11 protein-coding genes are annotated in these 16,087 nt (G+C 66.2%); 4 read left to right on the plus strand and 7 right to left on the minus strand.

Annotation, left to right across the window (positions count from 1 at the left end):
- Window positions 1-18: 18 nt before the first annotated feature.
- The 4 genes from FBZ88_RS23570 to FBZ88_RS23585 form a co-directional block, all read right to left on the minus strand.
- A complete protein-coding gene (locus FBZ88_RS23570) occupies window positions 19-975 on the minus strand; it encodes a polysaccharide deacetylase family protein (RefSeq protein ID WP_145619540.1) in 957 nt (318 codons plus the stop codon).
- Between the two features lie 20 nt (window positions 976-995).
- Window positions 996-3,881, minus strand: coding sequence for a glycosyl hydrolase 115 family protein (locus FBZ88_RS23575; RefSeq protein WP_145619541.1), 2,886 nt, complete (start codon window positions 3,879-3,881; stop codon window positions 996-998).
- A 5-nt stretch (window positions 3,882-3,886) separates the two neighbouring features.
- On the minus strand, window positions 3,887-6,277 hold the full coding sequence (locus FBZ88_RS23580; protein WP_246138823.1) for a glycoside hydrolase family 3 N-terminal domain-containing protein: 2,391 nt from the start codon (window positions 6,275-6,277) through the stop codon (window positions 3,887-3,889).
- A gap of 136 nt (window positions 6,278-6,413) precedes the next feature.
- On the minus strand, window positions 6,414-7,133 hold the full coding sequence (locus FBZ88_RS23585) for a GntR family transcriptional regulator (RefSeq protein ID WP_246138824.1): 720 nt from the start codon (window positions 7,131-7,133) through the stop codon (window positions 6,414-6,416).
- A gap of 474 nt (window positions 7,134-7,607) precedes the next feature.
- On the opposite strand from FBZ88_RS23585, the gene manD reads away from it, so the two are divergent.
- The 3 genes from manD to FBZ88_RS23600 all read left to right on the plus strand — a co-directional run bounded on the left by manD (window position 7,608) and on the right by FBZ88_RS23600 (window position 13,495).
- Window positions 7,608-8,813, plus strand: coding sequence for a D-mannonate dehydratase ManD (gene manD, locus FBZ88_RS23590; protein WP_145619543.1), 1,206 nt, complete (start codon window positions 7,608-7,610; stop codon window positions 8,811-8,813).
- Between the two features lie 99 nt (window positions 8,814-8,912).
- Window positions 8,913-10,232, plus strand: coding sequence for an MFS transporter (locus tag FBZ88_RS23595; RefSeq protein ID WP_145619544.1), 1,320 nt, complete (start codon window positions 8,913-8,915; stop codon window positions 10,230-10,232).
- Window positions 10,233-10,618: 386 nt separating this feature from the next.
- Window positions 10,619-13,495 carry a TonB-dependent receptor gene (locus FBZ88_RS23600; protein WP_145619545.1) on the plus strand — a complete coding sequence of 959 codons (2,877 nt, stop codon included), beginning with the start codon at window positions 10,619-10,621 and terminating at the stop codon, window positions 13,493-13,495.
- 138 nt (window positions 13,496-13,633) lie between these two features.
- On the opposite strand, the gene FBZ88_RS23605 is transcribed toward FBZ88_RS23600, so the two are convergent.
- From FBZ88_RS23605 to FBZ88_RS23615, 3 genes are all read right to left on the minus strand, one after another.
- Window positions 13,634-14,146: a flavin reductase family protein gene (locus FBZ88_RS23605; protein ID WP_145619546.1), complete on the minus strand. Its 513-nt coding sequence runs from the start codon at window positions 14,144-14,146 to the stop codon at window positions 13,634-13,636.
- A gap of 227 nt (window positions 14,147-14,373) precedes the next feature.
- Entirely contained in the window at window positions 14,374-15,003 is a 630-nt protein-coding gene (locus tag FBZ88_RS23610; RefSeq protein ID WP_145619547.1) for a flavin reductase family protein, read from the minus strand.
- 176 nt (window positions 15,004-15,179) lie between these two features.
- Window positions 15,180-15,593 (minus strand): hypothetical protein, encoded by a 414-nt coding sequence (locus FBZ88_RS23615; RefSeq protein WP_145619548.1) that lies wholly within the window; start codon window positions 15,591-15,593, stop codon window positions 15,180-15,182.
- Window positions 15,594-15,894: 301 nt separating this feature from the next.
- Here FBZ88_RS23615 and FBZ88_RS23620 point away from each other — a divergent pair, with 301 nt between their 5' ends.
- Window positions 15,895-16,080 (plus strand): hypothetical protein, encoded by a 186-nt coding sequence (locus FBZ88_RS23620; protein ID WP_145619549.1) that lies wholly within the window; start codon window positions 15,895-15,897, stop codon window positions 16,078-16,080.
- Window positions 16,081-16,087: the final 7 nt, after the last annotated feature.

A 16,087-nucleotide genomic window follows, 5' to 3' on the forward strand; every position in this document is an offset into this window, starting at 1 on the left:
CCTGAATCTAGGAGGGGGTCAGCGGCACAGACCATCCAGCCAGGTGGACGGGTCGGCGCTGTGCGCCGGCTGCGGCAGGTTACGGGCCGTCATTTCCCGATCCAGCAGGCTGCCCGTGCCATTGGATGGCGTGTCGGGGTTGGTGGCGTAGATTGGGTCTGCCTCGGCCTTGGCCAGCGGCACGAAGGCCACGCCCTTGGCCTTCATCAGTGACAGCAGTTCCGGCAGCATCACCGTCTCGAACCCGCCGATATGCAGCAGCATGACGTGGGGCACGTCGCGGCCGTACACGGCCTGGGCCTGCTGCCGCCCGATGGTCAGCGATTCCGCCGCCCGGTCCAGGTAGCTCTTGCGCAGCCGCGCCACCGCCGCCTGATCATCCTTGGCCATGCAGCGGGCATAGGGCGCGTTGTAGATGTAGTCGTTGAAGCTGAGCGTCACCTCGGCCACGCGATAACCGTGGTCCTTCAGAAAGGCCGCGACCTCCCGCCGTTTTTCCGGCGTCTCGCCGATGTGCAGATAGGGGAAGCGCAGCCAGTGCCAGTCGGTGTTCTTTCCACTTCCTGGACCCATGTACTGCGTGAGTGCCGCCTCATCCGCCGTGACAGCGGCGGTGAATGCGTTCACGTCGTGACCATGCAGGTCGTCATGGGCGTAGACGTGGTTGCCCAGCGGGTAACCGGCCTGGCGCCACAGGGCCAGCACCTGGGCGGCATCGTCGCCCTCGTCCGCCAGGCCCTTGGCGTTGACGAAGCCGTAGACCTCCGCCACGCCGGCACCCTTGAAGGCCGCCAGCACGCGGTGCGCCACCTCGGCCCGGGTCAGGCCGGGTGGCAGGGGGCCGTGCACCGGCAGGTCGTCCATGGTTAGGGCCACTTGCATTTGGGCAGCCTGCGGGGGCCCTTGCTGGGCCCACGCGGTCACGGTGGTCAGCATCAGGCCGGCGGCCAGGGCCAGCAGTCGTTTCAGGCGCATGAATTCCTCCCCGTCTGTTTTTATCGCGCGGCCTGGCGGGCGCTTTCCGGCGGGCCCAGGTAGCTGGGCTTAAGCCCGCCCAGATCCACCACCAGCTTGGTCAGCACCACCGCCGGATCCACCATCCAGATGTGAAGGGTGTGATAGCCGGCACTGGCCACGGTGTGGTGGCTGATGGGCTTGCGTGCGTTATCCTCAACCGACTTGGACCAGTCGGCGACCCCATTCAATGCCAGGATGTCCACCACCTGCGGCGCCTCGTCATCGATGGCGACGGCATAGCGCAGGCCGCGCCCGGGCACGAAGTTCAGGGTGGGGCCGACGATGGCCTGCACCGTCAGCGGGCCCGCCGCCGGCAGGTACACGCGGTAGTCCAGGCGCGGCCCCTGGCCCGCCGCGAAGCTGGCCGAAGTCACCGGGAAGGGCGCCAGGCCCGACAGGGTGCGGCCATAGTTCGGGATCTTCTCCCAGGCGGCCCCGCCGGCGTCGGCCTTGGCGGTGTAGTGCTCCGCCTCCATCGACACATAGCCGTCGGCGGCGATGAAGGCCGGCTGGCCATCCTGCGGCACCGGCGTGTTCAGGGCCCGCAGATGCACGGTGACGCTGCCCCCGGCCCCCTTGATGGTGACGCTGCCGGGGCTGATCCCGACCGGCGCCTTGGCCCAGTCCACCGCCACCTGCAAGCGGGTCTCCTGCGTCACCGTACCCTTGGCCTGGCTCAGGATGATCCAGGGGGCGCTGGCCTTGGCGGTGTAGGTGAAGGGCTTCGATCCCCGGTTGAAGATATCGATGTAACGGCTTGGTTTATTGGCCACATCCAGGTCCGGCAACACGGCGGCGTCCTTCATTGGCTTGCCATCCAGGGCCGGCCAGGCCTGGGTCTTGCCCTCCACAGCGACGCCCAGCTTCGCCTCGGCCGGCAGGGCAAGCTCCCGCGTCTCCGGCATGATGTCGGCAAGCGGTTCCCGCCAAGAGGTGTAGCCGATGTGGGTCTGGTCCATCATGTGGTCCCACTTCCCGCCGTTCAGCGCGTGGTACTGCTTCGTCAGGTCGGCATCGGCCTGGAACAGGGCCCGCGCCTTGACGGCCTCCGCGTTCGCGGACGCGCGGCCCTGGTCGGCATACAGGCGGTTGCGGCCGACGGCGACGTACAGCTCCGTCACCTGGGCCGCCGCCTTGGCCGGGTGCAGCACCAGCTGGAAGAAGGCATCGCGGGCGTCGGCCGGCAGGGCCTGATAGATGGCTTCCGCCTTCGCCACCAGGTCCCGGTAGTCAGCCACCACCCGCTCGGCCTCGCGGTAATCGGTCAGGCTGAAGGTGTTGGCGTCCAGCAGCTCCGGCTTGCGGCGGCTGATCAGCATCCCGTAGCGGGTCACCAGGGTCGCGATCTCGGCGGCGTGCTCGGGCCCGAATTCGCGTTCGGCCCAGGCGGCCATGAACTCCGGCAGTTTCTCCTTGGGCCAGCGCTTGGGGTCTCTGGCGTAATCGAGGAAGAACTCGATGGGCAATTCCATGGGCTTCAGGTCGCCCACGTTCACGATCCACACCCGGTCCGCGCCATATTCCAAGGTCAGGTTCATCTGTTCCCAGACCTTGGGAATGGAGTTGGTGTTGATCCACTTGTAGTTCCGGGGATCACCGACATAGTCGAAATGGTAATACATACCGGCCCCGCCGGGGCGCTTGCGCTCCTCTGCCGTGGGCAGGCGGCGGACGTCACCCCAGTTGTCGTCGCACCACAGCAGGGTCACGTCGTCGGGCACGCGCATGCCCTTTTCGTAATACTCCTGCACTTCCTTGTAGAGCGCCCAGATTTGCGGGATCTTGGTGACGTCGGGGTTGACCTCCTTGGCCAGGATTTGGCGCTGGTCGGCCACGATCTTTTCCAGCAGCGCCGTGTTGGCGGCGGCGGCGTCACCGGTCATGGGCATGTCGCCGTCGCCGCGCATGCCGATGGTGACGATGCTCTCGTAATCCTTGTTGCGGCGCACGCCGTCCGACCAGAACTGGCGCAGCACCTCGCCATTCTGGGCATAGTCCCAGGGGCCAGTGCCGTGGCGCTTCCATTCCTGCTGCGACCGCAGCATGGGCTCGTGATGGGAATTGCCCATGACCACGCCGTATTCATCTGCGATCTTGGGATTCAGCGGATCATCCTCGTTGAAGGCATTGCCCCACATGGCGGGCCAGAGGTAGTTGCCCTTCAATCGCAGGATCAGCTCGAACACATGCTCGTAGAACTGGTGGTTCAGGCCGCCGAACTTCTCCCTGGCCCAGCCGGTCAGGGCCGGCGCCTCGTCATTCAGGAAGATGCCGCGGTACTTGACCGGTGCCGGATCCTCACCATAGGTGCCGGCCTTCACGTACAGGCTGTCGCGGTGGCACACCGGCACGTCGGCCCACCACGCCCAGGGTGATACGCCAATCTGTTCCGAGACGTCGTACAGGCCGTAGATGGTGCCGCGCTTGTCGCTGCCGGCAATGACCAGGGCGCTGGCGATGCCGGGCGCCGGGTTGGCCACCACCTGGATGCGGAATGCTTCCCACTTGCCCTTGAGGACGCCAGCGTCGATCTTGCCCTCCGCCGCCAGCCTGTCGATGGTCGGGCTGTGGCCCAGAGTGCCCACCAGGATGGGCAGCGCGCCCAGATCCGTGTCCTGGCCGAGCGCGGGCGTGACGCCGGTGACCTTGCCGATGTCGGCCGCCAAGTCCCGCGCGGCACGCTGCACGCCGGCATAGTCCTGGGCGTCGACATGCAGGCGGGCGGCGACACCGCCCTGCACGATGGCGAAGCCGCCGGGCGTGGCCTGCGCCTCGACATACCGGGGCTGGCCCAGGGCCCAGGCCTGGGGGGCCAGCGCGACCGTGGCGGTGGCCAGCAGAAGGGAACGGATAAAACGCTTCATGGTCCTCACTCCGTGACCGTCAGGACGGCGGTCTTGAGGTCGACGGAATTGTCGCCGACCATGATGTCGAAGGCGCCGGGCTCCACCACCCGCTTCATGTCCTGGTTCCATAGGGCCAGCGCCTGGCCGTCGATGGTGAAGGTGACCGTGCGGCTCTCGCCCGGGGCCAGGGTGACGCGCTGGAAGCCCTTCAGTTCCTTCACCGGCCGGGTGACGGAGGCGACCTGCTGGTGCAGGTACAGCTGCACCACCTCATCCCCTGCCCGCTTGCCGGTGTTTTTCACATCCACCGACACGGTGACGGCGCCATCCTTGGCAATCGTCGGCGTGGACAGGCGCGGGCTGCCCAGGTCGAAGGTGGTGTAGCTGAGGCCGTAGCCGAAGGGGAACAGTGGGTCGGTGGTGTCGAACAGATAGCCGCGCCGCGCGCTGGGCTTCTTGTTGTAGAACATGGGCAATTGCCCGACGGAGCGCGGGACGGTCACCGGCAGCTTGCCGCCCGGGTTCACATCGCCGAACAGCACGTCGGCCATGGCGGTGCCCCCCTCCTGTCCCAGGTACCAGCCTTCAACCAGGGCGTTGGCTTTGGCGGCCACGTCCACCACCGACAGTGGGCGGCCATTCTGCAGCACCACGACCACCGGCTTGCCCAAGGCGAACAGGGCCTTGGCCAGATCGTTCTGCTGGCCCACCAGGTCCAGGCTGTCGCGGTCGCCCAGATGGTTGTTGGCCCAGCCCTCACGGCTGGTCTGTTCATTGTCGCCGATGACCAGCACGATGTGGTCGGCGGCCTTGGCCACGGCAACGGCCTGCTGGATCAGCCGGGCGTTTTCCGCCGGATCGGCCAGTTCGACGGTGTCGCCGTACCAGTCATCATCCTTGGTGATGCGCACGCCCTCGGCATAGGTCACCTTCACGCGTGAGCCCACCTTGGCCTTGATACCGTCCAGGATGCTGACGGTCTGCTTGGGCTCACCGGAATAGCCGCCCAAGTGCGCCTTGGCGGCGTTGGGGCCGATGACGGCCAGAGTCTTCACTTTGCCGGCGTCCAGCGGCAGCACGCCGTCGTTCTTCAGCAGCACCACGGCTTTCTGCGCGGCCTTCAGCGCGACGGCCCGCGCCTCGCCGTTCGCCGTCAGGGCCTCGGCCTTGTCCGCGTCTGCGTAGGGGTGCTCGAACAGGCCGGCCTGGAACTTCAGTTCCAGGATGCGGCGGACGGCGCGGTCGATCACCTCTTCCTTGATCCTTCCGGCGCGCACGCTATCGGCCAGGCTGGCATAGGACTCGCCGTCCGGCAGGTCGGCATCCACCCCGGCCTGGATGGCGCGGATGGCGGCCGACGGCAGATCCGGCACCACGTGATGGATGCTGACCAACTGGTCGATGGCGGAATAGTCGCTGATGATGGAGCCCTTATAGCCCCATTCCCCGCGCAGGATGTCGTGCAGCAGCCACGTGTTCACATGGCTGGGCACGCCGTCGATCTCATTATAGGAGGCCATGACCGCGCGCACGTTGGTACGGTGGATGACCTGTTCGAACGGCGGGAAGAATATCTCCCGCAGCGTGCGCTCTCCGACCGAGGCGGGGCCGACGTTGGTGCCGCTTTCGGGCTGGCCGTGGCCGGTCAGGTGTTTCAGCGTGGCGAAGACCTTGCCGTCGGCCAGGGGCAGGCTGTCGCCCTGCAGTCCCTGGACGGCGGCCACGCCCATCTCCCCCGCCAGGTAGGGATCCTCGCCGAAGGTCTCCTCGATGCGCCCCCAGCGCGGGTCGCGCGCCACGTCCACCACCGGCGACAGCACCAGGCTGACGCCGCGCACGCGGATCTCGTGGGCGACGACGCTGTCGACCTCGCGGATCAGCTCCGGGTCCCAGCTGCTGGCCTGGGCGATGGCCTGGGGGAAGCTGGTGGGGCCGATGACGGGGTAGCCGTGCAGGCCTTCCTCATGGAACAGGACGGGGATGCCCAGCCGCGTCTTCTCCACCGCCCAATGCTGGACGGCGTTCACCATGGCGACCGTGCCCCTTGTGTCACGCCAATGCTGGGTCCGCAGGGAGCCGGAGCCTTTTTCATCATTGGGGCGGGTGAACTGGCCCAGGCCGTTGGGGTATACGCCGCTGGCCTTGGCCGGGTCGAAGTTCATGCCCGCGTCGAAGATGGCGGGCTTGTGATCCCACACGGCGATCAGCTGGGCCACCTTCTCATCCAGCGTCATGCGGGCCAGCAGGTCGTCGACCCGGGCGGCCACCGGCGCGCCCGCGTCCTTGTAGATCGCGGGCTTGTCGGCCGCATGGGCGGCGGCACTGATGGCCACGGCGGCGACACCGGCCAGGATCAGGCGGCGGCCGATCCGATGGCCGATCCGATGATGGATGGAGTCATGGCGTATACGCACGCTGGCTTCTCCCTATCGTTATTCTTTCAGGCATCCGGACCCGGACACCCCGCCCCGTCAGGGCCGCCATGGTACCGTTACCATGGTCACAAAAGCTTGAGCCGGCCGGGGCCTGCCCCACCAAACAGCCAAATCGTTATAAGGGCGCGTCGTCGGCGAACAGGTCCGGGAACCGGGTGGCCAACCGGGGAAGAGAGGTCAGGATTTCCTGCAGGTGTTGGCGCATCGCCGCCTCCGCCCTGTCCGCGTCGCGGTCGGCGATGGCGTCGACGATGGCATGGTGCTGCGTGATCAGCAGGGAAAACGGCGTCGCCTCCGGCATGCTGAGATAGCGCACGCGGTCCATCTGCGCCTTGGTTTCCTCAACCACCCGCCAGGCATATTCGCAGCCGACATGCAGAGCGATGTCACGGTGGAAGCGCTCGTCCAGGTCCAGGAAGCCGGCGTGGTCGCGGTCCTCGGCGGCGTTGGCCTGGGCGCGCAGGTTGTCGCGCAGCAGGTCGATGTCGCGGCCCTTCATCTCCGCCACCGCGCGGCGCACCACCGCCAGTTCCACCGCCTCGCGCACGAAGCGGGCGTCGAACACCTGGCGCACGGAAATCTTGACGATGAAGGAACCACGCTGCGGCCGGATGGACAGCAGCCCCGCCTCGCTCAACTTGATGAAGGCCTCACGCACCGGCTGGCGGCTGACGCCCAGCTGGTCGGCGATATCCTGTTCGGAGATGGCTTGGCCGGGGCGGAACTTCATGGCGACGATGGCGCCCCGCAGTTCCCGGAACACGCGGCGGGCCACAGGCTCCGCACTGTCCGCCTGGATACGGTTCAGGACGACACGGTCATTTTCCGCCAACACCAGACGCACCCCATTAGAGTCGCACGGACCCGGGCCCGAAACGGTCCCGGCACGGGAGCACCCTTGCGGCACACCGCCCATCCCCATTTCCACCCTGCGACATTCGGCTCGCGTGTTCCAGAGGGCTTCGCCCCAAGGAAACGCATTTTTGTCGAACGTCGTTGCTCTCACAGTCCATACATACTACCATACTAGATGACAAACAAGGCCGCGATGGCGGCCGGAAAATGGGAGGGGCACGTTTCACACGGCGGCGCCTCCCCCTTCCCGATGACCGCGCACTGGCCTGTTGACCATACTGGTATGGTAGTATACATGAATGGTAACCGACGAACGGCATGAGCCGCTCGCGCAGGGAGAGAAACACAGTCCCCAAGACCGCCTCGGGGGCCTTATCGAAGACCATCGCCGGACCCGCCGCCCGCCTATGGCCGGCCCCCGCGCCCACCTGGACCCGCCTTCGGAGCTGAAAGTATGAAGATCACGGACGCCTACGTCATCGTCACCTGCCCGGCGCGGAACTTCGTCACCCTGAAGATCCGCACGGACGAAGGTGTCTATGGCATCGGCGACGCCACCCTGAACGGGCGCGAACTGGCGGTCGCGTCCTATCTGACCGACCATGTCATCCCCTGCCTGATTGGCCGTGATCCCCACGATATCGAGGATATCTGGCAATACCTGTACAAGGGCGCCTATTGGCGCCGCGGTCCCGTCACCATGTCGGCCATCGCCGCGGTGGACACCGCCCTATGGGACATCAAGGCCAAGGTGGCCGGCCTGCCGCTGTACCAGTTGCTGGGTGGCAAGAGCCGCAACGGCGTCATGGTCTACGCCCATGCCAATGGCCAAACCGTCGATGACGCCATGGACCAGGTGCAGCACTATGTCGACCAAGGCTACAAGGCCATCCGCGTCCAGGCGGGCGTGCCCGGCCTGAAGGGCGTGTACGGCGTGGCCAAAGGCATCAATTACGAGCCGGCCACACGCGGCCTGCCGGCGGAATCGGCCTGGTCCACGGAGGCCTACCTGGATTTCGCCCCCAGCCTGTTCGCCGCCGCCCGCGACCGTTTCGGCTGGGACCTGCATCTGCTGCACGATGTGCACCACCGCCTGACCCCCATCGAGGCGGCGCGCCTGGGCAAGGCGCTGGAACCCTACCGCCTGTTCTGGATGGAAGACCCCACCCCGGCGGAAAACCAGGAATCCTTCCGCCTGATCCGCCAGCACACCACGACGCCCCTGGCGGTGGGTGAGGTGTTCAACACCATCTGGGACTGTAAGGATCTGATCCAGAACCAGTTGATCGACTACATCCGCACCACGGTGGTGCACGCGGGCGGCATCACCCACCTGCGCCGCATCGCCAACCTGGCGGAGTTGTACCAAATCCGCACCGGCAGCCACGGCGCCACCGACCTGTCGCCGGTGTGCATGGGCGCCGCCCTGCACTTCGACCTGTGGGTGCCCAACTTCGGCATCCAGGAACGCATGGTGCACGAGGCCGTGACCGAAAGCGTCTTCCCCCACGCCTACAGCTTCGATCAGGGCTACATGCACCCAGGAGAGGCGCCGGGCCACGGCGTCGATATCGATGAGGCGGAGGCCGCCAAATACCCCTATCAGCCCGCCTACCTGCCGGTGGCCCGCTTGACGGACGGTACGCTCTGGAACTGGTGAGTTGGTTTGGGACTGGGCGCGGCCTTCAACGCGCCCTTGCATAAGAACAGCGCCGCGCGGGCGTGAAAGCCGCCGGTGACGAATGGGAGAGAGACGTTCATGGCGTGGCCCGCGGAAGCCACAGGTGCACCAATCCCACCGCCGGCCAGGCTAGGCCGGCGGCGCTGGATTGTCGTTGCCCTGCTGTTCGCCGCCACCGTCATCAACTACGTCGACCGCCAGATGCTGGGCTTGCTGAAGCCCCTGCTGTCGCAGGAATTCCGCTGGTCCGATACCGACTACGCCGACATCATCTTCTGGTTCCAAGCCTCGTACGCGGTCGCCTACATCGTGTTCGGCCGTGTCATCGACCGGGTGGGCGCCCGCTGGGGCTACGCCCTGACCTTCGTCATCTGGAACCTGGCCCACATGGCCCACGGCCTGGCCGGCGGGCTGGTGCAGTTCACCCTGGCGCGCGTGGCCCTGGGCGCCGGGGAGGCCGGCAATTTCCCCGCAGGCCTGAAGAGCGTGGCCGAATGGTTCCCCCGGCGCGAGCGCGCCCTGGCCGTGGGCATCTTCAACGCCGGCTCCAACGTCGGCGCGGTCGTCACCCCCTTGGTGGTGCCCGTCATCGTCGCCATAGCCGATTGGCGCACCGCTTTTGTGGTAACCGGTGTCATCAGTTTCGGATGGCTGGCCGCCTGGCTGGCGTTCTATCGCCGTCCCGAGGAGGACCGGCATCTGACCGGGGCAGAGCTGGCCCACATCCGCTCTGACGCCATCTCCCCCACCATTGCCGTTCAGGGCCCACGCCTGCGCTGGGTGCTGCGCCAGCGGCAGACCTGGGCCTATGTGCTGGCCAAGTTCCTGACCGACCCCATCTGGTGGGTGTTCCTGTTCTGGCTGCCGGACTTCCTGGGCCGCCGCTTCGGTCTGGACCTGTCCAGCTTCGGCCCGCCCCTGGTGGCCATCTACCTGATGTCCGACGTCGGCAGTGTGACTGGCGGCTGGCTGTCGTCGCGCCTGATGCGGCGGGGTTTGGGCGCCAACCGGTCGCGCAAGGTCGCCATGCTGGCGTGCGCCGTCTGCGTCGTCCCCGTGCTGGTGGCGCCCTGGGTCGGCGGGCTGGTGGCGGCGGTCCTGATCATAGGCTTGGCGACCGCCGGCCATCAGGGTTTCTCCGCCAACCTGATGACCCTGCCCTCCGATCTGTTTCCCCCCTCCGCCGTCGCCACCGTGGTGGGCCTGGGCGGCACGGCGGGGGCCGTGGGCGGCATGGTGATGTCCAAGTTCACGGGGTGGATTTTGCAGACCACAGGCGGCTATGGCCCCATCTTCCTGACGGCGGCCCTGGCCTATCCCCTGGCGCTGCTGGCCCTCCAGACATTGAGCCCCCAGCTGCGGCCCGCCATACCGGAGAGTGGAGGTGCCGCATTCTAAAGGCGTATAGAAATCTCATTAAGTAATTTTCGTTAAGACGATCGCCTTATTTTTGGAGGCGATGTCGTATTCGTTTGTTTTTTAAAATAAAATTCCAAAATACCGTCAATATTGTTCAAAAAATATATTGACAATATTGCGGTTTCCTGGAAATGGTAACGCTACCATTTAAAAGCGCCTAGAACGCGCTGCTTGAGGGAGGGGAGCGGAATGGGACGCCTGCATTCGGCCACTGGCCGGCACACAGACACCCGGCGGTTGACGCTGACACCCTACCGCTACCGCTGACCCGTACCCGCGCGGGGAAAACCCGCGCAAAACCAGAGTCTTAACAACAGACCGCCCAATCCGGAGAGGGAGCCGCGGGCGATCAGGGGAGGAAAGAAATGGTGTATTCAAAGAACTGGAAGGCATTGCTGACGACCACCGCCCTGGCCGGCTCCGCGCTGCTGGGCATGATGTCGATGCAGGCCTACGCCCAGACGGCCTCGGCGGGCGACGACGCCGCGCTGGAGGAAATCACCGTGACCGGCATCCGGCGCAGCCTGTTGGATGCCACCGAACAGAAGCGCAATTCCGTCGCCTTTGGCGACAGCATCTTCGCCGAGGACATCGGCAAGCTGCCGGCCACCAACCTGGCCGAGACGCTGAACCGCATCCCCGGCGTGAACCTGAACCGCGACATCGACGGCGAAGGCGTTCAGGTCTCCATCCGCGGCCTGGGCCCCAGCTTCTCCAAGGTGCTGCTGAACAACACCCAGATCGCGGTGGCGTCAGACGGCGGCACCAACGGCGGCAATGCCAACCGCGAAGTCGACCTGGATCTGTTCCCGTCCGAGCTGTTCACCCGCCTGGACGTGGAGAAGACGCCGGTCTCCTCCACCCTGGAAGGCGGCATTGCCGGCACGGTGAACCTGCACAGCGCCCGCCCCTTCGATAACGAGGGCACCCACGTCACCCTGATCGGCCAGGGCCAGTACACCAACGCCGACGGCGAGGTCAGTCCGCGCGGCGCCATGGTGGCCAGCCATACCTGGGGCCCCTTCGGCATCCTGGTCGGCGTGTCCGGCGTGAAGACCACGACCCGCATCGACGGCTTCGAGACCATCGGCTGGACCGACGGCAACCTGCCGGCCGGCAGCGGCGACGTCGGCACCGGCAACGGTTTCGTCTATGCCAGCACCGCCCCCCGCAACGTGGCGGGCCTCACCGCCGGCCAGCCGGTGAACCTGGCGCAGACCTCGGGCCTGACCCTGCCGCAGCTGGGCAGCGCACAGATCCCGCGCCTGGGCCGCAACAGCTATACCTTCGGCGACCGTTCGCGCGTGTCCAGCCTGCTCTCCCTGGAATACCGCCCCAGCGACGAGTGGCACTTCGCCATCGACGGCCTGTGGGCCCAGTCCGACCGCGACTATCAGCGCCTGAACATGAACTGGTACGTCCGCAACTCCGGCCCCGGCACCAGCCCCACCTCGACCGGCGGCATGGTCCCCTTCAACCTGACCGTCGACAGCAACAACGTCGTGACCCAGGGCACCTTCGCCAATTCCAGCTTCTTCCTGGAAAACGATATCTTCAACCAGCATACCGAGTTCTACAACATCAACCCCACCCTGACCTGGAAGCCGTCCAAGGATTTCAAGGTCGATGCCCAGGTCAACTACGGCCACAGCACCTTCTTCCGTGAGCAGCCGCAGTTCGACGTGCAGACGCCGGCGCAGTCCGGCCTGGTGGTCAACTACCAGGCCAACGGCGCCAACGGCCAGCCCATCATTATGCCCAACCGCGACCTGAACGACCCGAACCTGGGTTGGAAGTGGTACCGCGTGAACGTGCAGAACGTGTACCGCGAAACCACGACCCGCGGCGCCCACATCGACACCCAGTACGGCGACGACAACGTCAACCTGAAGGTGGGCGGCGCCTACGATATGGCCAGCCGCATCATCCGCGCCTACGACAACAGCACGGCCTTCCAGACCTCCGTCTGCGGCGCCACCTGCGACGGGCTGTCGGGTTCGGTGCCCAATTCCCAGATCGGCCAGTACCTGCAGCCCATGAACATCAGCGACTTCGGTCACCTGGCCGGCGGCAACGTCGGCTACACCCAGTGGATCATGACCAACCTCTCGGCGCTGGAGAAGGCCACCAACTACGAATACTACAAGGAAACGGCGCCGCAGACCCGCAGCGCGGTGACCGGCGGTTCCGTCGGCAACATCTCGGAAAAGACCTTCGGTGGCTATGCCGAGGGTAACGCCAAGGACACCCTGCTGGGCCATGACGTGGCCATCAACATGGGCCTGCGCTACTTCCACACCGACCAGACCGTCACCAGCCCGCTGGTGACCGCGTCCGGCGCGCTGGTGGACCAGACGCTGAGCACGGGCTACAGCGATGTGCTGCCCTCCGCCAACGTGGTCTATAGCCTGACGGACGACATCAAACTGCGCGCCTCGGCCTCGCGCAGCATCACCCGCGCCGACGCCAGCCAGCTGCTGCCCGGCACCACCTTCTCCGACATCTCGGCGCAGGTGGCCAGCGCCGGCAACCCGAACCTGAAGCCCTACACCTCCAACAACATCGACATCGGCGGTGAATGGTACACGGGCGGCCTGGGCTATATCGGCGCGGCGCTGTTCCGCAAGGACATCGACGGCTTCACCGTCACCACGCAGAAGACGGTGCCCTTTACCGCCCTGGGCATCAATTTCAGCGACCTGCAGACCAGCCAACAGCAGGCCCTGCTGTTGCGCGGCGGCCCGAACGTGGCGACCGTCACGCTGACCCAGCCGGTCAACCTCAGCAAGTTGCTGCTGCAGGGCATCGAGCTGACCTGGGTGCAGCCGCTGGACTTCATCGTCGAGGGCCTGGGCTTCTCCGCCAATGGCACGCATATCGAGCAGAGCTCGGACAGCGGGCTGTTCGCCACCGGCATCGCCCCCTACAGCTACAACCTGCAGGCCTATTATGAAGGCCACGGCGTGTCGCTCAGCGTGAACTATGTCTGGAACGACCAGTCCACGGCCGCCAACGCCCCCCAAAACAACATCAACGAACCGCTGATCGCCGAGGCGCATGGCCAGCTGGACCTGTCGATGGGCTATCAGCTGCCCTTCTTCAACGACAGCGTCCGCCTGACCGTAGACGCCCTGAACGTCACCAACGAGCCGCTGGTGACGCTGTTCGGCCACTCCAACTCGCCCTACAGCATCTATTACCCCGGCGTGCAGGTGATCTTCGGCGCCCGCGCCAAGTTCTAAGACCCAGTTCAGTCCCCCCGACGGTCTCAGGGGCCTCCCTTCCCTGGGGCCGTCCAAACTCGAGTTTTGGCAGTTAAAAACAAAAATCCCCGGGGGCGCCCGTCTCCCGGGGATTTCCTTTGGCGACTTTACCGGCCTTCACCCCAGCCGGCGGTAACCGCCGTCGGCGTAGAGCAGCGGGTTGACCTCGGGCCGGCTGCGGGTCCACAGCACCTCCCCCACGATGACGCGGTGACTGCCGTGGGGCAGCTCGGCGGCGCGGCGGCAGACCAGGGTGGACTGGGCACCGATCAGGCAGGGGGCACCCATGATGTCCTCCCACGCGTCGGGCCTGAAGCAGTCGGCCGTCCGGTTGGGGGCGCCGAAGGTCTTTGAGACCTCTTCCTGGTCGGCGTAGAGGATGTTGATGGCATAGGTATCCACCGCCAGGATGCGGTCGTGCATGCTGCCGGACTGGTTCAGCGCGATCAGGACCGAGGGTGGTTCGAAGCTCAAGGAGCACAGGGCGCTGACCGTGGCGCCCGCCGCCCCGTTCGCATCCCGCAGCGTCACCACGGAGACCGAAGCCGCCAGGCGGCGCATGGCCTGGCGCAGGCCATCCATGATGCTGGCGGCGTCATCGAGCGGTGGAAGGGCGGAAGACGTGGACATGAGGCCTCAATAGACAGCGCGGTAGCGGGCACACCTTACCTGCCGGTGATGGTGTTGCCAGCCCAATGTTTCGGCACAAGACCCGAGCGGTGGGAATAGGACACCGCTTCATCTGGGATGACAAGGCGGATCAACGCTTTGTCAAAGGACTGTGCGCTGCGGTACCACACTGGCCCGCCGCCCCGTAATTGAATAGTTCTCAACAGCCATTTGCCGGCGCCCAATCATCACCCACGGGGCCTGTCCATGTCGAAACGGGTATCGGGCGTGATCGCGGCATAGGCCGAGGGACCGCCAGCGCGCAGGATGATGCCGGCGCCGAAGGTGTCGAAGACGCCGTCGACGATCAGGGGACGGGCGATGTGGATGGCGACGGCCTCGCCCATCACCAGCCAGGAATCCACGGCCGTGCCATCATGGCGGCGCAGGCGGTGGATGTCCGTCACCCGGCATTCGAAATGGACAGGGCTTTCGGCCACGCGCGGAACGTCTATGTGCACGGCCGGCAGTTGGGTCAGGCCGGCGGCCTCGAATTCGTTGGTCCCGTACGGCACGGGGGCGCTGGTGGCGTTCATCTGTTCCGCCAGGTCGCGTGTGGCCAGGTTCCAGACGAAGACGCCCGTTTCCTCGGCGTTGCGCAGGCTGTCCTTGGCGCTGGTGCTGCAGAAGCCCACGATGGGCGGGCGGTAGTTGAACAGGTTGAAGAAGCTGTAGGGCGCCAGGTTGACGCTGCCGTCCCGCCCCCTGCTGGAGATCCAGCCGATGGGACGAGGGCCCACCATGGAGTTCAGCGGGTCGTGCGGCAACCCATGGCCCTTGGCCGGCTCATAGGAATAAAGGTCATGGTGCTGGCGCATAAGTCCTGTCCCGGCGGTGGGGCGGCCGCCGCTGGTGTCTACCGGCGGTGGGGCGGCCGCCCGAATTGCGAACCGCCTGAACATAATGGCACCGGCGCACGCTTTGAACGCGGCGTCGACGCACAGGTCTGTTGCGCGACCGGCATCTGTTGCGTGACAGGCAAGGACGCGGGCTGTCAGGCGACCTGTTTGGGCGCCGCGGCGGCATCGCCCCCGACGTCATCCCGCTTCGCCCCATCGCCCTTGCCAATGGGCCCGTCCTCCAAAGCGCCGATGCTGGCTTGCAGCAGGCGGCTGAGGCCCTCGGCATAATCCTGGCTGGCCTTCAGGGCGAAGCGCTGGCCGCATTCCTGCAGCTCCTGCGGCGTGCGACAGGCCATCAGCTCAGCGCAGGCCTCCCTGTCCTCGTGCATGCGCAACTCCCAGAAGCGGCTCATTTCCTGGAAGAAAGCCATGCTCCCCTGGGCCATGCGGCCATAGACCTGCTGGATGTCACCCAGCCAGGCGGCGTTGTCGGACAGCATGGTGCCGAAGAGGGCTTGGTTGGTCCGGTCGTTCAGTGGAAACGGTGCTTTGACGGCGTCAGGCATGGCGTCCTCCCCTCTGTTGCGATCCCCGGCACGGGTGGCACGGGCAAGGCCCCGGTGCCGCGGGCGAGACGAACGAAGCGAGCATGGCGGCCCCGCACCGCTCTCCCCTGAGGTGGGCTCAGGGCAGACGGTACCGGGTCCCTCGCTGGATGGAGTGGCGGGACCAGCATAGCACACGCCGCCCGGCAGCCCCATCCCCCGTCAGCCCCTGCGGCGTATTGTTTTCGGCGCCGTTCCGGGAACGGAAAGGCCGCCCCGGCTCTTGACCCCATGAACAGCCATCATCGACGGAGCGCCCGCCATGGCCCACTATTCCATCGACCACGGCACCACCATCGCCCGGGCCCTGGGCGGCCCAGCCGCTCCCACCCCGGCCACCGCCATCGACGCAGCTGTCATCGACATCGTGGAGGCGGAGGAGGCGTTGTACATCGTCACCGAACTGCCCGAGGACGCCGTGCCCAAGGCCTGGACCTTCCTTGGCTGAGCGAGGG

This window comes from Nitrospirillum bahiense (assembly GCF_007828025.1).
GTDB classification, from domain to species: Bacteria; Pseudomonadota; Alphaproteobacteria; order Azospirillales; family Azospirillaceae; genus Nitrospirillum; species Nitrospirillum amazonense.